The organism is Arthrobacter sp. SO5, assembly GCF_020532805.1.
Taxonomy (GTDB): Bacteria; Actinomycetota; Actinomycetes; order Actinomycetales; family Micrococcaceae; genus Arthrobacter.
In genome coordinates, this window is sequence record NZ_MQTQ01000001.1 from 1 (window position 1) to 20,716 (window position 20,716).

19 protein-coding genes and 2 tRNA genes are annotated in these 20,716 nt (G+C 64.0%); 4 read left to right on the plus strand and 17 right to left on the minus strand.

Translation table 11 applies throughout. The features are described from left to right. Positions 1–79: 79 nt before the first annotated feature. Genes BJG92_RS00005 through BJG92_RS00015 form a run of 3 tightly spaced genes read right to left on the minus strand, consistent with a single transcriptional unit; the run spans position 80 to position 1,671 of the window. On the minus strand, positions 80–721 hold the full coding sequence (locus BJG92_RS00005; RefSeq protein ID WP_231961581.1) for an aminodeoxychorismate/anthranilate synthase component II: 642 nt from the start codon (positions 719–721) through the stop codon (positions 80–82). Continuing rightward, on the minus strand, positions 718–888 hold the full coding sequence (locus BJG92_RS00010) for a hypothetical protein (RefSeq protein ID WP_231961582.1): 171 nt from the start codon (positions 886–888) through the stop codon (positions 718–720). The genes BJG92_RS00005 and BJG92_RS00010 overlap by 4 nt, the downstream gene beginning before the upstream one ends. Positions 889–891: 3 nt before the next feature. Further along, positions 892–1,671 carry a class E sortase gene (locus BJG92_RS00015; RefSeq protein ID WP_374199742.1) on the minus strand — a complete coding sequence of 260 codons (780 nt, stop codon included), beginning with the start codon at positions 1,669–1,671 and terminating at the stop codon, positions 892–894. A gap of 178 nt (positions 1,672–1,849) precedes the next feature. Between BJG92_RS00015 and BJG92_RS00020 the strand changes: the two genes are divergently transcribed. Beyond that, a complete protein-coding gene (locus BJG92_RS00020) occupies positions 1,850–2,104 on the plus strand; it encodes a cell division protein CrgA (RefSeq protein WP_231961583.1) in 255 nt (84 codons plus the stop codon). Positions 2,105–2,135: 31 nt separating this feature from the next. Continuing rightward, positions 2,136–2,741, plus strand: a complete 606-nt coding sequence (locus BJG92_RS00025) for a DNA-3-methyladenine glycosylase I (RefSeq protein ID WP_231961584.1) — start codon at positions 2,136–2,138, stop codon at positions 2,739–2,741. Between the two features lie 738 nt (positions 2,742–3,479). On the opposite strand, the gene BJG92_RS00030 is transcribed toward BJG92_RS00025, so the two are convergent. Together BJG92_RS00030 and BJG92_RS00035 are read right to left on the minus strand one after the other, a co-directional pair. Beyond that, positions 3,480–4,361 (minus strand): rhomboid family intramembrane serine protease, encoded by an 882-nt coding sequence (locus tag BJG92_RS00030; protein WP_231961585.1) that lies wholly within the window; start codon positions 4,359–4,361, stop codon positions 3,480–3,482. Positions 4,362–4,370: 9 nt separating this feature from the next. Then, positions 4,371–4,916 (minus strand): peptidylprolyl isomerase, encoded by a 546-nt coding sequence (locus tag BJG92_RS00035; RefSeq protein ID WP_231961586.1) that lies wholly within the window; start codon positions 4,914–4,916, stop codon positions 4,371–4,373. Between the two features lie 155 nt (positions 4,917–5,071). Between BJG92_RS00035 and BJG92_RS00040 the strand changes: the two genes are divergently transcribed. Continuing rightward, positions 5,072–6,016: a hypothetical protein gene (locus BJG92_RS00040; RefSeq protein WP_231961587.1), complete on the plus strand. Its 945-nt coding sequence runs from the start codon at positions 5,072–5,074 to the stop codon at positions 6,014–6,016. A 130-nt stretch (positions 6,017–6,146) separates the two neighbouring features. Then, positions 6,147–7,022 (plus strand): glycosyltransferase family 2 protein, encoded by an 876-nt coding sequence (locus BJG92_RS00045; RefSeq protein ID WP_231961588.1) that lies wholly within the window; start codon positions 6,147–6,149, stop codon positions 7,020–7,022. 2 nt (positions 7,023–7,024) lie between these two features. Here BJG92_RS00045 and BJG92_RS00050 read toward each other — a convergent pair whose 3' ends face one another. The 12 genes from BJG92_RS00050 to dnaA form a co-directional block, all read right to left on the minus strand. Then, positions 7,025–7,939 (minus strand): DMT family transporter, encoded by a 915-nt coding sequence (locus BJG92_RS00050; protein ID WP_231961589.1) that lies wholly within the window; start codon positions 7,937–7,939, stop codon positions 7,025–7,027. Between the two features lie 120 nt (positions 7,940–8,059). After that, a tRNA-Ala gene (locus BJG92_RS00055) sits at positions 8,060–8,135 on the minus strand. 71 nt (positions 8,136–8,206) lie between these two features. Then, a complete protein-coding gene (locus BJG92_RS00060; protein ID WP_231961590.1) occupies positions 8,207–8,359 on the minus strand; it encodes a DLW-39 family protein in 153 nt (50 codons plus the stop codon). A 33-nt stretch (positions 8,360–8,392) separates the two neighbouring features. Then, positions 8,393–8,466, minus strand: a tRNA-Ile gene (locus BJG92_RS00065). Between the two features lie 98 nt (positions 8,467–8,564). Further along, positions 8,565–9,245 (minus strand): DUF3566 domain-containing protein, encoded by a 681-nt coding sequence (locus BJG92_RS00070; protein ID WP_231961591.1) that lies wholly within the window; start codon positions 9,243–9,245, stop codon positions 8,565–8,567. Beyond that, positions 9,242–11,968 (minus strand): DNA gyrase subunit A, encoded by a 2,727-nt coding sequence (gyrA, locus tag BJG92_RS00075; protein WP_231961592.1) that lies wholly within the window; start codon positions 11,966–11,968, stop codon positions 9,242–9,244. The genes BJG92_RS00070 and gyrA overlap by 4 nt, the downstream gene beginning before the upstream one ends. Before the next feature lie 60 nt (positions 11,969–12,028). Then, entirely contained in the window at positions 12,029–14,113 is a 2,085-nt protein-coding gene (gyrB, locus tag BJG92_RS00080; protein WP_308011597.1) for a DNA topoisomerase (ATP-hydrolyzing) subunit B, read from the minus strand. Positions 14,114–14,526: 413 nt separating this feature from the next. After that, a complete protein-coding gene (locus tag BJG92_RS00085; RefSeq protein WP_231961593.1) occupies positions 14,527–15,090 on the minus strand; it encodes a DUF721 domain-containing protein in 564 nt (187 codons plus the stop codon). Beyond that, positions 15,087–16,277 carry a DNA replication/repair protein RecF gene (gene recF, locus BJG92_RS00090; RefSeq protein WP_231961594.1) on the minus strand — a complete coding sequence of 397 codons (1,191 nt, stop codon included), beginning with the start codon at positions 16,275–16,277 and terminating at the stop codon, positions 15,087–15,089. The genes BJG92_RS00085 and recF overlap by 4 nt, the downstream gene beginning before the upstream one ends. Positions 16,278–16,303: 26 nt before the next feature. Beyond that, the gene (gene gnd, locus BJG92_RS00095) at positions 16,304–17,188 is read right to left on the minus strand and encodes a phosphogluconate dehydrogenase (NAD(+)-dependent, decarboxylating) (RefSeq protein ID WP_231961595.1); all 885 of its coding nucleotides are present in this window, start codon (positions 17,186–17,188) and stop codon (positions 16,304–16,306) included. Between the two features lie 180 nt (positions 17,189–17,368). Continuing rightward, positions 17,369–18,493, minus strand: coding sequence for a DNA polymerase III subunit beta (gene dnaN, locus BJG92_RS00100; protein WP_231961596.1), 1,125 nt, complete (start codon positions 18,491–18,493; stop codon positions 17,369–17,371). A 539-nt stretch (positions 18,494–19,032) separates the two neighbouring features. Continuing rightward, a complete protein-coding gene (gene dnaA, locus BJG92_RS00105) occupies positions 19,033–20,454 on the minus strand; it encodes a chromosomal replication initiator protein DnaA (RefSeq protein WP_231961597.1) in 1,422 nt (473 codons plus the stop codon). Between the last annotated feature and the right edge of the window lie 262 nt (positions 20,455–20,716).

Genomic DNA, 20,716 nt, shown 5'->3' on the forward strand with positions numbered 1-20,716 from the left:
CGCCTAGCCCGACACCGACCCCCACACCGACACCGACCCCCACGCCGACAGGCAAAAAGTAGTACGCGGGCGCGGACTGTCAGTGCTTGATTAGCGGGCTCAGTTCCGAGGCCCGCAGGGCGGCGCCGGCCATGCCCAGGGACTCGAGCCAGTTGCCCAGCATCTGGTAGCCGCCCTCGGTCAGCACGGACTCAGGGTGGAACTGGACTCCACACAGCGGTGCCGTGCGGTGCTGGAGGCCCATGACGACGCCGGTGCCCGTCTCGGCGGTAATCTCCAGGACCTCCGGGATGCTCTCCCGGACGGCGGCCAGGGAGTGATAGCGGGTCGCCGTGAGCGGGGAGGGCAGTCCGGCAAACACGCCGGTGCCATGGTGTTCAACGAGCGAGGTCTTTCCGTGCATGAGTTCAGGCGCATGAGTGACCGTTCCGCCGTAGGCCTCGGCCAGCGCCTGGTGCCCCAGGCACACCCCCAGCATCGGTTTGTCGTGGCTGCCGCACCATTTGATGAGCTCGATGCAGATCCCGGCCCCTGCGGGGTTGCCGGGTCCCGGGGAGATGAGGACGCCGTCGCGCGCTTCGGCCAGTTCGATCGCCTCGGCGAGGGTGACGTCGTCGTTCCGGACAACCGTGGTCTCCGCCCCGAGCTCCTGGAGGTATCCCACCAGGGTATAGACGAAGCTGTCGTAGTTGTCGACCACCAGGATTTTGGTTGTGCTCATGGGTGCGTTGCCGAACCAATCGTTGAATCAGTGAACTGGGTGAATTGTGCCATCCAGGGAAAAAGGAACTGAACCATCAATACCAGCACGCCGGCGGCAAGCACCAGCGCGGTAACGGTCCGAAGCCATGGTGGGCCCGGCAGGTGGCGGAAGATCCAGGCGTACACCGCTCAGCCTTCCCCGGCGATGCGCTTGACCTGGGCGGCGATTTCGGCCGGCGGACCGGCCGAGGCAGGCTGCCAGTGCGCCAGGACCGAGTAGGCGATGAAGCGCTCCCCTGATCCGAAGCGGGGGTTGCAGCTGGTCATCGTGAGGTAACTTTCCGTGGGAATTTCCGCCGGCCGCGACGGCACCGGAAGCAGCACATCGGTCCGCGCCGGAAGTACGATCTCGCTGTTTCGGAAGACGTAGACATAGTAGCCGTCCCGGGTCTGGACGTAGATCCTGTCGCCCGGAACCAGGGAATCGATGGCATCCAGGACTGCGCCGTGCGTCTGCCGGTGTCCGGCCACCGCGAAATTTCCCGCGCCTCCGGGCATTGCGGTGCCTTCGTAGTGTCCGATACCCAGGGAGTCGAGAACGGCCGGCGCGGTTCCCTGCACAATGGGCCGGTAGTAGTCCGCCCCGAACCGAGGGATATAGGCAATGCCGATGGACCCGCCCGCGGCGGGTTCCGGCGAGACCGTCGCGGGACCATAGTCGTCGGCGGCGTCCGGCCGGATAGGCGACACGGGTGCTCCGGAGTCCTTGAATGCGTGGGCAAAGTCGTTGACGACCTCGCGCTGCGTGGCATTGGCTGCCGCATTCGTCCACCACAGCTGCCAGGCGATGAAGAGCACGAGTACAACTCCCACCGTGACAAGCAGCTCCCCCAGAACCTGGAGGATGCGGGAGAAAGTACCGGTGCGGGGGACGATTCCGGCGGCGGATCCCGCCTGCAGCTGCAGCACCCTGGCCTCTCCCTTCCGACGGTCGCGGCGGACACGCGTGTGGCCTGAACTACAGCTAGAATTGGCTGCGAGTAAGCATTCCCACGTGATCATGAGCGTGCTGACCGCCGGCGTTTTACCTTCTTGCAGGATATCAAGCCGCGGCACCGCTCATGTTCCAGCCCGCCTAGGAGGACCCGTGCCCGTGTCAAAGCCCCGTAAGAGGACTGACAACGCAACGCCGCAGACTTCAACCGCGCCGGCGAACACGCCCAACGCGGTGTGGTTCAAGCCGGTGATGTTCGGCCTCATGATCATCGGCCTGCTATGGATCATCACGTTCTACATCAGCGAAGGCGCCTTCCCAGTGCAAGCCTGGGGGGCCGGGAACATCATGGCCGGGTTCGGTATCGCCATCGTGGGGTTCCTGATGACCACCCGCTGGCGCTCCTGAGCTGACCGCCGGCGCTACGGACATTGTCAGTATGAGCCCGGGCATCAACGGAACCGTGATCGGCGAGGACGGACTGGCGCGTCCGCCCTGGGCCTCGGCCGATCCCATGCTGCGGGTTTACTACGACACCGAGTGGGGCCTTCCCGTCCGCGATGAGCAGGGCCTTTACGAGCGCATCAGCCTTGAAGCTTTCCAGGCCGGACTGTCCTGGGCCACCATCCTGCGCAAACGGCCGGCCTTCCGTGCTGCGTTCCACAACTTCCACCCTGACACTGTCGCAGGCTTCACCGAGGCGGACGTTGCGCGGCTGCTGCAGGATGCCGGAATTGTCCGGAACCGGCTTAAGATCAGGGCAGCCATCACCAACGCCCAGGCCACGATCGCGCTGAGGCAGGACGGCGGTCTGGTGGATTTCGTCTGGCAGTTCAAGCCAGCCGCTACTCCGGAGCCGACCGCTTTGGAGCACATTCCCACAACGTCCCCGGAGTCCCTTGCGCTGTCCAAAGCGCTGCGCAAGCGCGGATTCTCCTTTGTGGGCCCCACCACCATGTACGCCTTGATGGAAGCCATCGGCATGGTCGACACCCATTTGCTGGACAGCCACCGGCGTGGCACGTCAGGGGTCTGGACGGACTGACGTCCGCCTGCTGTGTACAACTCTGCACAAGTTATCCACAATTGTTGATAAAGCCCGGACGCTTCCGACCAGGAGCCGGCTCAAGCTGGCGTGCCATGGCCTTGCAGCGGCCCACGCCATCGGGCTTAATCAACGAATCATCGGCGCGTGGGTTATTAACACTGTGGATTGGCTGTGGATAAGTCTGCGTCGCGATCCTTGTTCCAAATCCGAGGTCCGTTTCAGCCGCCACGCTGCTGCCGCTGCGGAAACTCCTGGGACCGCAAAGTTATCCACTTAACAACAGCGCGGTACCCACAAGTTATCCACAGCTGGGGAAAACTCCGACGCCCCGGCTGTTTCCCGAGCATCCGGGCACGTGAACCCGGTATCCGCCGGGCGGGGACTGTGGCCGCTACGTTATTAACACTGTGAATAACCCTGTTGAAATCGGATACGACCCAGGGTTGCCAGACCGATCCTTCCGGCGGCGCCCCTGGCCGACCCCGCACCGGCAGCCAGCCAACCCACCCGATCGCCACGCGGGACCCGAAGTTGTCCACTTAACCACAGGCCCACCCAGCGCCATTATCCACAATTGTGGAGAAAGCTGTAGGCTCCAGCGAAAAATCGCCAGCACTGGCCCTCAGATCACGGACGACGGGGTGAACTACAGGCATGTAAGTTACCAACACTGTGGATAACCTCTGTGGACAACGTTCTCATCGGGTTTGGGGAGCCCGGGCAGAGCAGGGCCAGTTAGGCGGTGGCCATCCGGAACGCGGTTGCGGCGACCAGCAGGGCGAGGACGAGCACGAGGCCACCGGCCTGCATCAGGCCTTGGCTCCTGCCGCGCGGGGTATAGGCAATGACGGCGGCACAGAGGGCACCGGTGACCAGGCCGCCAAGGTGGGCCTGCCAGGCGATCTGGGGGACCATGAAACCGACGGCGCCGTTGATGGCGATGAGGACCCATAATTGCCGGGTATCTCCGCCACGGTGCCGCTGCACAACCAGCATGGCGCCGAAAAGGCCGAAGATGGCACCGGAGGCACCCACCACGCCGGTGACTGGCACGCCCGGGGCATAGGCCGGCGTCAAGAGCAGGAAGCCCACAGAGCCGCCAACGGCGGATAGCAGGTACACGGCCAGGAAACGGATCCGCCCCAGCAAAGGCTCCAGCGCCTGGCCGAAGATCCACAGGGTGTACATGTTCAGGACAATATGCAGAATGAAGCCCTGGGAATGAAGGAAGGCCGAGGTCAGCATGCGCCAGGGCTCGAATACCCCGTAGGAGGGGTCGGCGTAGACGGTGGCAAACGCGAGGTTCTCGTAGATCCCGTCGCTGGGGACCAGCCACTGCAGCACGTAGAGCAGGCCGCATAGGGCAATGATCGTAAGCGTCACGACCGGTCTGCCGGTAGCGACGGCTCCGCCATAGACGGTCCTGACGTCCGGCGTAGTACGTTTTGTTTCGTTGACACAGTCAACGCACTGGAATCCGACGGCGGCCGCCCGCTGGCAGTCGGGGCACGCTGGGCGCCCGCAGCGCTGGCAGCGCACGTAGGCGGGCCGGTCCGGGTGCCGGGGGCACACGGGGATTTGCGCGGACGGCTCAGCCGCCGGAATTCCGTAGCTCATGGCCTGGGCTTAGAGCTTTTCTACATCAATGCTGTTGATGGTGACGTCCTCGACCGGACGGTCGCCCGCGCCGGTGCGGACACCCTCGATCGCGTCAACGACCTTTTTGGAGTCCTCATCGGCAACCTCACCGAAGATGCTGTGCTTGCCCTGCAGCCAGCCGGTGGGAATGGTGGTGATGAAGAACTGGGAGCCGTTGGTGCCGCGGCCCATCTGGATGCCGGCGTTCGCCATGGCCAGCTTGTAGGGCTCGTTGAAGGTCAGCTCCGGGTGGATTTCGTCGTCGAACTTGTAGCCGGGTCCGCCGACGCCGCGGCCCAGGGGATCTCCGGCCTGGATCATGAAGTCTTTGATGATGCGGTGGAAGATGGTGCCGTCGTAGAGCGGCGTACCGGTTTTGTCCTCCCCGGTTTCCGGGTGGGTCCAGGCCTTCTCACCCGTGGCCAGGCCTACGAAGTTCTCGACGGTCTTGGGCGCGTGGTTGCCGTAGAGGTTGACGACGACGTCGCCCAGGCTCGTGTGGATGGTTGCTTTTGCAGTTGCGATGGCAGTCATGGGCCCTATTCTTCCATGTCAGGCCAATCCGTACAGGGGCGGCCAGCGAGTTCCGCGCTGGGTGAAATCGGCGCAAATTCGGGCTGAAGAATAGCCGGTCAGGTCTGGGCCACGTAGGCTAACCCCAGAACTGTCACATTAATCGGGAGGTAGTTGTGAAGAAGACGGATCGTATTGCCCGTGAGCTGGAGCAGTCAGTCAGCGCCGGAGTAGAGAACGCCAGGGACTGGGCAGCCCCGCGGGTGGAAGCAGCAGTCGGCTGGGCAGTTCCGCGTCTGCAGCAGGGCTTGGATAGCGCTTCCCCCAGGGTCCAGGAAGGACTCAAATCGGCAGCCTCCAACCTGGCGGACGGTGTTGCTACGCTCACCCCCCGCATCCAGGACGGCCTGGCCCAGCTGGCGCCGAAGATCCACTACGCCGTCGAAGGCGCCACCCCGCGGCTGCATGAAGCCCTGGACAAGGCGACCCCGGTGATCGCCAGCGCACGTGACCGCGTCGTCGTCGACTACTTGCCTATGCTCTCGGGCCAGATCGGCCATGCGTCCGAGGCCGTGCACCGCACGCTGGAAAATGCGCCGGCCCAGGTCGACGCCGTTGCCCAGCGGCTTGCTGACTCCGGCTTTGTGCACACCGTCCAGGGCCAGGCACAGAACGCCGGCAAGCAGATCAAGGTCGCAGCCAATGAGGCAAGCAAGGCCGTCACCGGCGTTGCCAAGCCGCAAAAGCCGAAGCACCGCGGACTCCTGATCTTCGGCATCATCGCCGCAGCGAGTGCTGCCGGCGTTGCCGCCTGGAAGGCGTCCAAGCCCATCGAGGACCCGTGGAAGACCCCGACGCCGGTAACCCCGGCGCCCGTGCCGGCCACCACCGTCACCGAGGTCCGGGACTCCGCCAAGGAAACGGCAGAAACGGCCGCTTCCACAGCGGTTGCCTCCGCGGACGCGGCCGCCGCAGCTTCCGCTGACGCCGCCGATTCGGCAGCCGACGCCGTCGAGGACACTACGGATGTTGCTAAGGACGCAGCCGCCAAGGTTGCCACGGATGCGAAGACCGCCGTGCGGAATATTGCGGCAGCAGCGGACAAGAACAACGGAAAGTAGCTCGGCCCGTCGCCTGCGTTCGCGCAGTCGATGAGGGAGGGACTCCGCCAGTGGCGGGGTCCCTCCTTTTTTGCGGGGCCAAGGGCCCCCCGGCGGCCTGGATTGCAGGGCAAGTGCTAAATTGATGGGGATGTCACCCGATAGATCCTCCGAGGATTCCCCGCACCTTGCTGTGCCCCCGCCGGCTGTTTCCATTGTCATCCCGGCATATAACGAGGAAAGCGTCATTCGGCAGTGCCTGATCGCCGCCGTGTACCAGTCCGTTCCGGCCCACGAAATCATCGTCGTGGACAACCTCTCCAAGGACCGAACCGCTGGGATCGTGCGTCAAATGCAGCTCGAGTACCCGGAGAGCCCGATCATCCTGCTCAGCCAGGACGCACACCAGGGCCTGATTCCCACCCGCAACTTCGGACTCGACCACGCCACCGGCGACATCCTCGGCCGGATCGACGCTGATTCCGTGCTCGAACCGGATTGGGTGGAGCAGGTGCAGAAGGCCTTCGCTGATCAGGCGGTTCATGCTGCCACTGGACCGGTGGTCTATTACGACATGCCGATGCGCCGCTTCGGCCTCAGGGCCGATGACAAGATGCGGCAGCTGATGCTCAAGCTGGCTAAACACCAGTACCACTTCCTCTTTGGCTCGAACATGGCCCTCCGACGCTCCGCCTGGGAGGTCATCCGCGGCGAGACCTGCCGGGATGAGAAGGACGAGATGCATGAAGACATCGATCTATCCCTGCACCTTGCCGACCATGAACTCCGGATCCAGTACTGGCCGCAGATGGTGTCCGGCATGTCCGCCCGGAGGCTCGAGGACTCGCCCCGCGACTACCGCTACTACGTGACGCGCTTCGACCGCACGTACAAGGCCCACAACGTCAAGAAGATGGCCCTGAAGGCCCCGATGGTCGTGTTCTTCTCCGTCTACTTCCCGGCCAAGCTGCTGCGTGCCATTCACACGGTCAACACCGCCCAGAACGTCCGCCGCGGCGGCCAGTAGTCCTAATCGGTTCCCATATCCGCGAGCCGGCTGGCATTTCGTTTCGCCACCAGTGAACTACCTTGTCCCAGGACGACCACCGCGAGCCCCACCAGGATCATCCCCAGCCCGGCGTAGGTTCCGGCCGGCAGCGTCTCGGCCAGGAACGCCGCCGCGAGCAGCGCTGCCCCAGGAATTTCGAGCAGGATGATCATGGACACCAGCAGTGGACTCATCGTGGCCAGCAAATGGTTGAACGCTGTGTGGCCAATCAGCTGGGCGCAGACGGTGATAGCCAGGATGCCCAGCCAGCCGGCAGCTTCGAACCCTCCCAGCGGCTGCTGGGCCACCAGCGCCAGCACCGCCACAACGGCAGCGCACATACCGTAGCAGAGCGTTGTGTAGACGCCTGTTCCCATGGTCTGGCGGGCCTTGCCACCGGCGAGGGTGTAGATGCCCGCCAATACCCCGCCAGCTACGGCGAGGAGGTCGCCGAGGAGCGCCTGGGGCGACGTCCCAAGGTCGAACCCTGTGATGGCCACGACGCCGCCGAAGGCGATGCCCAGCCCGACCAGGACCGGCCAGCGGTGCCTGACGCCCCGGAACATCTGGAACAGGGCGATCCACCCCGATTGCAGGCATACCAGAGCGGTGGCTGCGGCGACGGACGTCAGCTGCAGCGACGTGATGAAGCAGGCGAAGTGCAGTGCCAGCGCGACGGCGGCCGCCAGCGACCACCGGAACTCCCCGCCGGTGACCCGGCCGAACTGCCTCGGGTTCCGGGCCAGCACAGGACCGGCCATGACCGCCGCCCCGATGGCGTTGCGCCAGAAGGCGATGGCGAGGGCACTCACGGACGTGGCACCCAGGGTGGCGGCGATGAGCGGGCCGGATGAGGCCACACCAAGCACTCCCACGGCGGCAAGGAAGAAGTTCACGGTCCAACAGTAGTGCGGCGGGGAAGTCCACAGTGTGAGCCCGCCCCAAAAGCACCGGGATCCGGGGCGGACATGCAAAAGGCCCCGGACCGCGTTACCGCGATCCGGGGCCTTCCCTTATGGTGGAGGCACGGGGACTCGAACCCCGAACCCCCTGCTTGCAAAGCAGGTGCGCTACCAATTGCGCCATGCCCCCATAAGAAGCAACCCGACAATCATACCCCGATTCGGGAAGCTGATTTCCAGCTTCCACACCGGGATTCCGGGCTAGTCAACCGTGTCGGTCGACTCGCTCCAGATTACTTTCCGGGCTTCGGACTCCTGCACCTTCCGGTAGAGCAAAACGCCTGCGATCGTGGCTAGAAGAACCAGCAACTTCTTCACATGCACCCCGTTCCGGTTCGGGTAAACCCGCACCATCACTACTCCAACCAGAAACCTGCACAGGTTCCGTGGGCGTACCAGGACTTGAACCTGGGACCTCTTCGTTATCAGCGAAGCGCTCTAACCGCCTGAGCTATACGCCCCGATGCCTCATCGGGCCGAGATACGACTGTACAGTACATCCCGGCCCGATCTCAAATCGAGGCAATTCCCCGAAGAAAACCGGGGAAGAATACGGGATTTAGTCGTCCGTGAGCGTGACGCCGATGCCGCCCACAAGCGTCGCGGAGATGTTGTACAGCACGGCTGAGAGCATTGACAGGGCCGTCAGCAGCACCACATTGATCACGGCGATGATCACCGCGAAGGATGCCACCTGACCAAGAGAAGCGACCTTCTTGAGCTCGAAGCCGCCGCCCTCGGAGCCCGCCAGCGTTCCCAGCAGGCCGTCCACCTGATCGAAGATGCCTGTCAGGTCCAGGACCGTCCAGAGCACAATCGCGGCCACCACGGTCACGATGCCCAGGGCCACGGAGAGCAGGAAGGCCATCTTCAGGACGGACCAGGGTTCCACTTTGCTCACCAGCAGCCGCGCACGCCGCACCTTGGCCTTGGGGGCAGGCTTGATCAGGCCCGCAGTGTTCTGACCCGAACGGTTCTGACCCGCAGTGTTCTGACCCGGACGGTTCTGTCCCGGACGCTGACCGGGAACAGCCGGACGCTGGCCCGGCTCCGCGGGACGGCCCTGCACGGGACGCTGCCCGGGTGCCGGCGGCCGCTGCCCTGGACCGGCGACTCCTGCAGAGTCGGCGGGTCGCTGCTGCGGACTCGACGGGGCGCCCACCCGCGGGGCGGATGCAGGCTGCCGCGCTCCGCCGGGAACGCCGCTGTTCGGCGTGGGATATGAGTCGGAATTACTCACTCGTTACCTCCGGTATTGTCTTCGTCCAGCTCGGCGTGCCCCAATGATTCATCGGACTCAGGGGCCGGTGCTGATTCTGCCGCTGCGGACCCCTCGTGTGATCCGGTATCTTCAGCCAACGTTACGTCATCCGGGGCCGATGCCTGACTTTGGGCATCGTCGCCTGCATCGTCGCCCGTATCTTGTCCTTCGGACGCATCGTCGGTTTCCAGGCCACGCTCGCTGTTGCGTGCGACCTCGATGATGCGGTCATTCTTGTCCGGCTTGGCAAAGATGACGCCCATGGTGTCGCGGCCCTTGGCCGGAACACCGGCCACCGAGGAACGCACAACTTTGCCGCCTTCCATGACCACCAGGACTTCATCTTCTTCCTGGACAATCAGGGCACCGACGAGGTGGCCGCGTTCCTCCTGGTATTTGCCCACCTTGATGCCGAGTCCGCCGCGGCCCTGGAGGCGGTATTCCTCCACGGCCGTCCGCTTCGCGTAGCCTCCCTCGGTGACGATGAAGACGAACGAGCCGTCCGTCACGACGTCGGCCGTCAGCAGTTCGTCATCCTCACGGAACTTCATGCCGGTGACGCCGGAGGTTGCCCGTCCCATGGGGCGCAGGGCCTCGTCGGTAGCGGTGAAACGGATGGACTGGCCCATGCGGGAGACCAGCATGAGGTCATCGGTCTCCGAAGCCAGCTGGGCGGAGACGAGTTCGTCGCCGTCGCGCAGGTTGATTGCGATCACGCCGGCGGAGCGGTTGGTGTCGTAGTCCTCCAGGCGGGTTTTCTTCACCAGGCCGCGCTTGGTGGCCAGCACGAGGTATGGCGCGTGCTGGTAATCCCGCAGGTCCAGCACCTGGGCGATGTGCTCGTCGGGCTGGAAGGCCAGCAGGTTCGCCACGTGCTGGCCCTTGGCGTCACGGCCCGCTTCGACGAGTTCGTACGCCTTGGCCCGGTAGACGCGGCCCAGGTTGGTGAAGAACAGCAGCCAGTGGTGCGTCGTCGTAACGAAGAAGTGCTCGACGACGTCGTCACCGCGCAGCTGCGCGCCCTTGATACCCTTGCCGCCGCGCTGCTGCGACCGGTAGTTGTCGCTGCGCGTGCGCTTGACGTAGCCGCCGCGGGTAATCGTGACAACCATTTCCTCTTCGGGGATCAGGTCCTCCATCGACATGTCTCCGTCGAAGCCGAGCAGGATCTTGGTCCGGCGGTCATCGCCGTGCTTGGCCACGATCTCGCCCAGCTCGGTGCTGATGATCCCGCGCTGGCGCTCCTCGGAGGCCAGGATCGCGTTGAATTCGGTGATCATGGCCTCCAGTTCCGAGTGGCGGTCCTGGATCTTCTGCCGCTCCAGGGCAGCAAGCCGGCGCAGCTGCATGTCCAGGATGGCGCGGGCCTGGAGTTCATCGATATCCAGCAGCTGCATGAGGCCGTCGCGGGCGGCCTCGGTGGTGTTGGAGGCACGGATCAGGGCAATGACCTCATCCAGCATGTCCAGCGCCTTGAGCAGGGCACGCAGGATGTGCGCTTCCTCCTCGGCCTTGCGCAGGCGGTAGCGGGTCCGGCGCGCGATGACGTCCATCTGGTGCGTGACCCAGTGGCGGATGAACGCATCAAGGCTCAGCGTGCGGGGGACGCCGTCAACGATTGCCAGCATGTTGGCCGCAAAATTATCCTGCAGCTGGGTGTGCTTGTACAGGTTGTTCAGCACCACCTTGGCCACGGCGTCACGCTTGAGCACAATCACGAGGCGCTGGCCCGTGCGGCCGGAAGTCTCGTCCCGGAGATCCGCGATGCCGGAGATCTTGCCGTCCTTGACCAGCTCGGCGATCTTGATCGCCAGGTTGTCCGGGTTGGCCTGGTACGGCAACTCGGTGACCACGAGGCAGGTCCGGCCCTGGAGTTCCTCCACGTTGACCACGGCGCGCATGGTGATGGAGCCCCGGCCCGTGCGGTACGCGTCCTCGATGCCCTTGTGGCCCAGGATTGTGGCACCAGTCGGGAAATCGGGGCCTTTAATGCGCACGATCAGTTCTTCGAGCAGCTCCTCGCGGCTGGCCGTCGGATTGGCCAGGTACCACTGCACACCGTCTGCCACCTCGCGGAGGTTGTGCGGCGGGATGTTGGTGGCCATGCCAACGGCAATGCCCGAGGAACCGTTGACCAGCAGGTTCGGGAACCGTGCCGGCAGGATGGTGGGTTCCTGGTTCTTGCCGTCGTAGTTGTCCTGGAAATCGACGGTTTCCTCGTCAATGTCCCGGACCATTTCCATGGCCAGCGGAGCCATCTTGGTTTCGGTGTACCGCGGGGCGGCCGCGCCGTCGTTGCCGGGCGAACCGAAGTTGCCCTGGCCGAGCGCCAGCGGGTAGCGCATGGTCCAGTCCTGGATCAGGCGGACCAGCGCATCGTAGATGGCGGTGTCGCCGTGCGGATGGTACTGGCCCATGACCTCGCCGACCACGCGGGCGCACTTGTTGAAGGAGCGCTCCGGACGGTAGCCGCCGTCGAACATCGCGTACAGCACACGGCGGTGGACCGGCTTCAGGCCGTCACGGACGTCGGGGAGGGCACGGCCCACAATCACGGCCATGGCGTAGTCGAGGTAGGAGCGCTGCATTTCCGTCTGCAGGTCCACCTGCTCGACACGGTCGGTGAGCACGTCGGTAGCCAGGACAGTGCCCTCGAGTACGGGCTCAGAGCCGGCCGGAACCTCGGGTGTTTCGTCACTCATAGTCTATATTTTCCGTTTCAGGTATATATCGGTTCGGGAATATCTAGGTGCGGGGCGCCGCTAGATATCCAGGAACCGAACGTCCTTGGCGTTCTGCTGAATGAAGTTCCGGCGGGATTCGACGTCCTCGCCCATCAGTACCGAGAAGGTCTGGTCGGCTGCCAGGGCGTCGTCCATGGTGACCTGCAGCAGGGTACGGTGATCCGGATCCATGGTGGTGTCCCACAGTTCGGTGTAGTCCATCTCGCCGAGGCCCTTGTAGCGCTGGATGCCGTTGTCCTTGGGGATGCGGCGTCCGGCGGCCTGGCCGGAAACGAGCTTGGCATCGCGTTCCCGGTCGCTGTAGACGTAGTCGTGCGGGGCGTTGGACCATTTAATCCGGTACAGCGGCGGCTGCGCCAGGTAGACGTAGCCGTTTTCGATCAGCGGGCGCATATAGCGGAACAGCAGCGTCATCAGCAGCGTCGTGATGTGCTGGCCGTCGACGTCGGCATCGGCCATCAGCACGATCTTGTGATAGCGCAGCTTGCTCAGGTCGAAGTCCTCGCCGATGCCCGTGCCGAACGCCGTGATCATGGACTGGACCTCGGCGTTGCCGAGTGCCTTGTCCAGCCGGGCCCGCTCCACATTCAGGATCTTGCCGCGCAGCGGCAGGATGGCCTGGGTTTCCGGGTTTCGGCCGCGTTTGGCGGAGCCGCCGGCGGAGTCGCCCTCCACGAGGTAGACCTCGCACTTGGCCGGATCCTTCGAGGAGCAGTCGGAGAGCTTGCCGGGCATGCCGAAGGACTCCAGCGGGCTCTTGCGGCGGGCATTGTCGCGGGCCTTGCGGGCGGCCATGCGCGCCTGGGCAGCGGAAATTGCCTTGCGGATCACGTCCCGGGCCGGACCGGGATTGCGTTCCAGCCAGTCGCCAAGACCATCCGTGACAACGCGCTGGACAAATCCCTTGACCTCGGAGTTGCCCAGCTTCGTCTTGGTTTGGCCCTCGAACTGCGGTTCGGCCAGCTTGACCGAAATGACGGCCGTCAGGCCTTCGCGGATATCGTCACCGGTGAGGTTGTCATCCTTTTCCTTGATGATGCTCTTCTCCCGCGCATAGCGGTTGATGAGTGATGTCATCGCGGCGCGGAACCCCTCTTCGTGGGTACCGCCCTCATGGGTATTGATCGTGTTGGCGTAGGTGTGGACACTCTCGGAGTATGCGTTGGTCCACTGCATCGCCATCTCCAGGGCAATGTGGCGTTCCTTGTCTTCAGTTTCGAACGCAATGACGTCCTCGTGGACCACATCGACCTTCTTGCCGGAGTTCAGGTGCTTCACATAGTCCAGCAGGCCGTCGTCGTACTGGTAGACCACGGTATGGAACTCGGCCGGGACTTCACCTTCGGTGGGGACGGAGTCCAGGTCCAGGTCGCCGTCCTCCGACGGCTCCTCCGGGGAGCGTCGCTCATCGGTCAGGGTGATCCGCAGGCCCTTGTTCAGGAAGGCCATCTGCTGGAACCGGGCGCGCAGCGTTTCGAAGTCGAATTCGGTGCTCTCGAAGATGGTGGCGTCAGGGTAAAACGTCTGGGTGGTGCCGGTCTCGTCGGCTTCCTCGCCCTGAATCAGGCCGCCCTGGGGCTTACCGCCGTCGGCGAAGGACATCCGCCAGACGTGGCCCTGCCGGCGGACTTCGGTATCGACGCGGCTGGAGAGGGCATTGACCACGGAAATGCCCACGCCGTGCAGCCCGCCGGAAACAGCGTAGCCGCCGCCGCCGAATTTACCGCCCGCGTGCAGGATGGTCATGACGACTTCCACGGTGGGCTTGTGCTCGGTGGGGTGCATGTCCACCGGGATGCCGCGGCCGTTGTCGACCACCTTGACGCCGCCATCGGCCTGCAGAACGATTTCGATGTGCGTGCAGTAGCCTGCCAGCGCCTCGTCCACGGAGTTGTCCACCACTTCGTACACCAGGTGGTGCAAGCCGCGCGGTCCGGTGGAACCGATGTACATGCCGGGTCGCTTGCGGACAGCTTCCAGGCCCTCAAGTACCGTGATGTCGCTCGCGCCGTAGCCGTGGGGTGTCACGGCCTCGGGCGTGTCGGCCGCCACAGCTTCCGCTTCGGGTTCGACGTCGGTGATATCTGCATTGTCGTTAGCCACAGGCGCTTTCGACTCCTCTGTATTCGTTGAAGGCCGGCCGTCGCCCGCTCCCGAAGGGAGGGGCTTATGCCAACAGGCACGTCACTGATTACCCCGGCTGTTCAGTTCAAGGATCCGTCTGCCGCACGCGGGTACTGCGTCGGAAACGGACTCAGTCAACGTTTCGCCGGCGCCCAGTTATCTAGCCACAATTCTACCGTGTCGGAGTGCCATATCCCGCATTCCTGGGCCTCAAAGGGGCAAGGAAAGTGCCGCTGGGAGGCCGTAGGCCCGCCCTGCAAGGCTCCAGGGGTCCCTGCCTAGGGTGCCCATAAGGCCCCCGGAGGTCGGAGCGCCCTACACGCCGTTTGCGGATTTTTCAATACTTTTGCAAGGAGTGCTTCACGTCCGGCGGGCCCAGGTGCCTGCCGGCCTCACCCGTAGGTGTCCCGGGGACCGCGTCCGTTCACGGTTCTCGCACCCTTGCGCCAGCTTGGCGCTGCCGGTCCAAGCACCTGGATTTTGGTCACGACGCCGTCGCCCAGTTCCGTCCGGAACTTGTCCAACAGGCTCAGGCTCAGCAGACGCAGCTGCGTGGCCCAGGCAGTGGAATCGCACCGGACGTGCAGAGTGGTATCGGTGAAGCTTTCCGGCGTGCAGTGCGCGGAGATCTCCGGACCCACCAGGGTTGCCCACTCCGCCATGACCGAACCGACGGCCACGGGAGAGCTCCAGCCGCGCTCGGCAACGAGGCGGCCAACTACTTTGCCGAGTCCCAGCGGATCGCGTCCGGTGCCGTGGAATTGGCCGAATCCCCGGGTTCCCGCGGAACTCCTGGCCGGTTTCTGCGGACCGGACCCGGGGCGCGGCGGTGCTTTGCGCCGGATTTCACCGCGGGAAGCGGCGGCCTCGCGCATTCTGTTCAGCGCCGACTGCGCGGCGTCGATATCGTCGGGATCACGGCCTGGCTGCAGGGCGCCGTCGGTATCCTTATTCACCGATTGTCCGGCTCATCGATTCCTCCCGGGATAACCTTCACCCGCCGGCCGGCCAGTTCAAGCGGAATATCGTCCTCGACGGCGGCGGTAACCAGCACCTGCTCGGCGCCGGCGACTATTGCCGCCAGTTTACGCCGGCGCTGGACATCGAGCTCGGCAAAAACATCGTCCAGGATCAGGATCGGCGCGGATCCGCCCGTGCGGGCGTCAGCAAGCATGACGTAGTACGAGGCAAGGCGCAGGGACAGGCACATGGACCAGGTTTCGCCGTGCGAGGCATAGCCCTTAGCCGGGGCTGGGCCCAGGACGAGTTCGAGTTCATCGCGGTGCGGCCCGACAAGGGAAATACCGCGATCCAGTTCCCTGCGGCGCGACGCTGCAAAGGCCTTAACGTAGCGATCCGTGAGTTCGTCAACCGAAAGCGCACGCAGATCCTCCTGCCCCTTGTCGCCGGCCTCGAACGCTCCGCCGTCATCGTCCACCACATCCTGCAGGGTGGACCGGTAGATCGCGCCGGCTTCCTTGGATCCGTCGGTGAGCTGCCGGTAAGCGTCATTGAGGTGCGGCTGCAGCCGTTCCACCAGGTCAAGCCGGGCGTGCAGAAGTTCGGCGCCGGCCCGGGCCATGTGCTGGTCCCAGACATCGAGCGTCGCTTCTTGGCCGGAGCTGAATTTGCCGGCCCGGGCCGATTTGAGCAGCGCATTGCGCTGCTTCAGCACCCGGTCGTAGTCGCTGCGGGTCCCGGCGTGGCGCGGGACAAGACTGACAAGGAGCTCGTCAAGGAAACGACGGCGGCTGGATGGATCACCTTTCACCAACGCCAAGTCTTCCGGCGCAAACAGCACGGTCTGGCAGATTCCGAGGATGTCCCGTGCCCGGACAGGGTTGCTGCGGTTGATCCGCGCCCGGTTGGCCCGGGTGCTGTTGATTTCGAGTTCGAGCACTGTGGGCTGCTCGCCGCGGACGATTTTGGCGCGGATCAGGGCCCGGTCGGTGCCAAAACGCAACAGCGGCGCATCGGAGCTGACCCGGTGGGAACTGAGGTTTGCCAGATAGCCGATCGCTTCCATCAGGTTGGTCTTCCCGATGCCGTTGGCCCCAACGAGGACAGTGACACCAGGCTCCAGGCTGAGGTCAACCTGGGCGTAACTGCGGAAATCCGTGAGGGAGAGTTTTTCGAGATACACGCCGGGTTCAGTATTTCAGGGCAGGGCTATTTCGCCGGACGGGTGGCATGCCCGCCGAACTGCTGGCGCAAGGCGGACACCATTTTCATGGCCGGGGAGTTGTCTTCCCGGGAGGAGAAGCGGGCAAAGAGTGCCGCCGTGATGGCCGGGGCAGGCACGGCGTTGGCGATTGCTTCCTCCACAGTCCATCTGCCTTCGCCGGAATCTTCGACGTAGTCGTCAATGGATTCCAGGCCGGGATCCTCATCGAGGGCCTTGACCATGAGGTCCAGCAGCCAGGACCGGACAACGGTGCCTTTCTGCCAGGCCCGGAACGTTCCCGGCAGGTCCGTGATGATGTCCTTCGCTGCGAGGAGCTCATATCCTTCGGCGTAGGCCTGCATCAGTCCGTATTCGATCCCGTTGTGGACCATCTTTGCGTAGTGCCCGGCACCGATCCCGCCAACATGGACGAAGCTGTCGGCCCGCTCACCGTCGGGACGGAGCACATCAAAGACGGGCAGGGCACTGGCGATGTCCGCCGCCTCGCCGCCGGCCATCAGCCCGTAGCCGTTCTCAAGTCCCCAGACACCGCCGGATACTCCGCAGTCCGCGAACCGGATGCCTTTTTCCGCCAGGGCCGCGCCGTGCTTCTGGTCCTCGGTGTAGCGGGAATTGCCGCCGTCGATGACGAGGTCGCCGGCCTCGAGCTTCTCACCAAGTTCGGTGATGACGGCGTCGGTGATCGTTCCGGAGGGGACCATGACCCAGATGAGGCGCGGCGCCGGAACAGCCGCGATGAGCTCATCGACGCTCGATACATCCGTGACGTCGGGGTTCCGGTCGAAGCCTGTGACGTCTATTCCGCCATTGCGCAGCCGTTCGCGCATGTTGAAACCCATTTTTCCAAGGCCGATCAGTCCAATGTGCATGGTGCGGGTTCTCTTTCTGCATTGGGTGTCGGTTGTCGTTTTGGGGCCCAGAACGACAACAGCCTGGGCCCACGCCGCCCGGGTTCCCTGGCCGTGGAGCCCCATCGGCGAGGGGCCCTGCCTGAGCTTGCGAAGGCTGGGAGCCGATGGGGACTTGCGAGGCGAGGGTGGCGGTGGGGACTAGTTGGGGAGGCGCACCGGCATGACGAGGTAGCGGTAATCGCCCTGGTCTTCGCCTTCGGCATCGTGCTGGGCCGTGATCATGGCTGGCTTCGGCGCCGTCGTGAAGGAGAATCGCACGAACTTGGTTTCGATGACACTGAGGCCTTCGATCAGGTAGTGCGGGTTGAACGCAACAACGATGTCCTCACCGGTGAGCTGGGCCTCGAGTTCCTCCGAGGCCTGGGCATCCTCGCCGGTTCCAGCATCAAGGTGCAGCTGGCCCTGCGTGAAGGCGAGCCGGACCGGCGTGTTCCGCTCGGCGACAAGGGACACGCGTCGAACGGCTTCGACCAGCTCCGAGGTCTGCACCGTGGCGTGGATCGGCGTGGAATCGGGGAACAGCGAACGGATCTTGGGGTAGTCACCGTCGACCAGGAGCGACGTCGTGGTGCGGCCGCCGCTCTCAAAACCGATGAGCCGGCTGTCGTCATCCGCAAGGGCGAGGTGGATGTCGCCGCTGCCGCCCAGGGTCTTCGCTACTTCGTTGAGCGTCTTGGCCTTGACCAGGGCGCTGGTGGAAATGCCCGGCGTGACTGGTTTCCACGGGACTTCGCGCATGGCCAGGCGGTAGCGGTCCGTTGCCAGGAGGGTGATGAGATCGTCCTCGATCTCCATCCGGACCCCGGTGAGGATCGGAAGCGTGTCGTCCCTGCTGGCGGCGATGATGACCTGGGACACAGCCTGGGCGAAGGAATCACCGGCGACGGTGCCGCTGATCGGGGGCAGAGCCGGCAGCGGCGGGTATTCGGCTTCAGGCATCGTGGCCAGGTGGAAACTGCTTCGGCGGCAGGTGAGAGTGACCTTGTTTCCGTCGGTCTCGACATCGACGGGGGCGGAGGGCAGGCTGCGGCAAATGTCCGCCAGCAGGCGCCCGGAAACCAGGATGGTGCCTTCGGTGGTGACGTCAGCGGCGATTTCGAGTCTGGCGGAGGTCTCGTAGTCGAAGCTGGAGAGGCTGACTGTGCCGGCTTCAGCCTTGAGGAGCAGGCCTGAAAGCACGGGAACTGGCGGCCGTGGAGACAACGACCGGGCGGTCCAGGTAACGGCTTCCGCCAGGACGTCCCGTTCGACTCTGAACTTCACGGAAGGGTGCCGCCTTTCATTGCTGCTGTCATCGCGAAAACTGGTCCCACTGTCGCGGGGAACTACAAAAGATGTCCAGGACGGACACACTGCAGACAGCTTAGCCGCAAGAAGTGCGTTTCTCCCATCCCCGGGTTACATCCTTGTGGTTCTGGCCGGCCCGCCCCGGGCTGCCGGTGGAACATTTCCGGGCCCGCTCCGGAACGGAGCCTGGCCGGGCGGGAGGTCGGATCGAAGTTGTTATTTGAGGGAACTTCATTTTCTAGGGATTAGTAGTGTTAATAACTGCTGTGGAAACTGTGGATAACCCCGTTTCGCGGTGCAGATCCGCGGTTAAGCCCTGTTCATGGACTGTGGGCGGAGCAGGTTTTAAACAGGGTGTGGATGGGGATAACATTTTTCGTCCCGGCCCTGGTCCACAGGCGGCTTAAGGGTTTTAAGCCCATTAAGCGCAGTTGTCCCCTTAACTGTCCACAGGGTTGTCCACAGGCGCCTGTTAATAAGGTAGGTGTGTGCGTCTGTTCAGGTCAGGCATCAGGTCAGGAGTTGCGCTGCTGCTGCTTGATTCTGTTGGTCAGCTCGGTGACCTGGTTGTAGATCACTCGGCGCTCGGCCATCAGCTCACGGATCTTGCGGTCCGCATGGATCACGGTGGTGTGGTCGCGGCCGCCGAGTTCTTGCCCGATTTTCGGAAGGGACATGTCCGTCAGCTCGCGGCACAGGTACATGGCGATCTGCCGGGCGGTCACGAGGGTGCGGGTGCGGGACTTGCTGCAAAGCTCTTCCATGCTGAGCTTGAAGTAGTCGGCCGTCTGGGTGAGGATCTGGGCAGACGTGATCTCCTGCGCACCGTCGTCGGTGATGAGGTCCTTGAGGACCATTTCGGCCAGGGCCACGTCGACCGGCTGGCGGTTGAGGCTCGCGAAGGCGGTGACGCGGATCAGGGCGCCCTCGAGTTCGCGGATGTTGCTGGAAATTTTCGACGCGATGTATTCCAGGGCATCGTCCGGGGCGGACAGGCCTTCGCTGAGCGCCTTCTTCCGGAGGATCGCGATGCGGGTTTCCAGTTCCGGGGGCTGGATGTCAGTCAGGAGACCCCATTCGAAGCGTGACTTCATCCGGTCCTCGAAGCCGGCCAGGAGCTTGGGCGGCTGGTCCGAGGTGATGACCACCTGCTTGTTGTTGTTGTGTAGGGCGTTGAACGTGTGGAAGAACTCTTCCAGCGTTCGGTCCTTGCCGGCCAGGAACTGGATGTCATCGATCAGCAGGACGTCGACGTTGCGGTATGTCGTCTTGAAGCTGGTGCCTTCATCGTCACGGATGGAGTTGATGAAGTCGTTGGTGAATTCCTCGGAGTTCACGTACCGGACACGGATGCCGCTGTAGAGCCTGCGGGCGTAGTGCCCGATCGCGTGCAGCAGGTGCGTCTTGCCCAGTCCCGAGTCACCGTAGATGAACAGCGGGTTGTAGGCCTTGGCCGGTGCTTCGGCGACGGCGACGGCAGCCGCGTGGGCGAACCGGTTGGAGGAGCCGATCACGAAGGTATCGAAGACGTACTTCGGATTGAGACGCCCGAACTCGTGGGACGTGCTGGGCAGCATCGGCTGCGGCTTCAGTTCGACGGTGGGATCGGCGGCGAGAGAGAGTTCGACGGCGGGTTCCGGCTCGGTGTGGAGGGGCACCAGATCGGTGTCCACGTCGATCGCGCAGCGGATCTCGTCGGAAAAGACGTTCCGGAGAGCGTCGTCGAGGGCTTCCTTCACCTGGGTCTGGAGGACCTCACGGGTCAGCTCATTCGGCACGGCAACCAGGAGGGTGGAACCAATGAGGCCCTGGGCCTGGGCGAGGATGACGAAGCCGCGCTGCCGCGGTGTGACACGGTGGTCGTTTTCCAGCAGGCTCACGACCCGCCGCCAGGAACTTCCGACAGTGTTGGCTTGGTTGGCTTCGTCTACTGTCATCAATCAGTTCCTCAAACTTGCTTGCCTGCGTTATCTGCAGCCCCGAGTCCCGAACCAGTGCGCTGGCCCCGGCTTAATCCACAGGGTTATGCACAGTCCGTGGATAATCGGCTACTGGGACACTCTAGGTGAACGAAACGCCAGAAGATAGCTGGGATCTGTCCTGTGGATAATGACACCAGTGTAGTTCCAAATCGGGGGTCGTGACCCACTTCATCCACAGGCTTCAACGGAAGTTAGCCACAGCTGGGGAAAGCCTGCG

Coding starts and splice junctions, on each gene's coding strand:
- BJG92_RS00030 (WP_231961585.1), bottom strand. CDS start 4,361: ATGAGCTACGGAATTCCGGCGGCTGAGCCGTCCGCGCAAATCCCCGTG.
- BJG92_RS00025 (WP_231961584.1), top strand. CDS start 2,136: ATGAGCCCGGGCATCAACGGAACCGTGATCGGCGAGGACGGACTGGCG.
- BJG92_RS00005 (WP_231961581.1), bottom strand. CDS start 721: ATGAGCACAACCAAAATCCTGGTGGTCGACAACTACGACAGCTTCGTC.
- dnaA (WP_231961597.1), bottom strand. CDS start 20,454: ATGACAGTAGACGAAGCCAACCAAGCCAACACTGTCGGAAGTTCCTGG.
- gyrA (WP_231961592.1), bottom strand. CDS start 11,968: ATGAGTGACGAAACACCCGAGGTTCCGGCCGGCTCTGAGCCCGTACTC.
- BJG92_RS00035 (WP_231961586.1), bottom strand. CDS start 4,916: ATGACTGCCATCGCAACTGCAAAAGCAACCATCCACACGAGCCTGGGC.
- gnd (WP_231961595.1), bottom strand. CDS start 17,188: ATGCACATTGGACTGATCGGCCTTGGAAAAATGGGTTTCAACATGCGC.
- BJG92_RS00045 (WP_231961588.1), top strand. CDS start 6,147: ATGTCACCCGATAGATCCTCCGAGGATTCCCCGCACCTTGCTGTGCCC.
- BJG92_RS00060 (WP_231961590.1), bottom strand. CDS start 8,359: ATGGTGCGGGTTTACCCGAACCGGAACGGGGTGCATGTGAAGAAGTTG.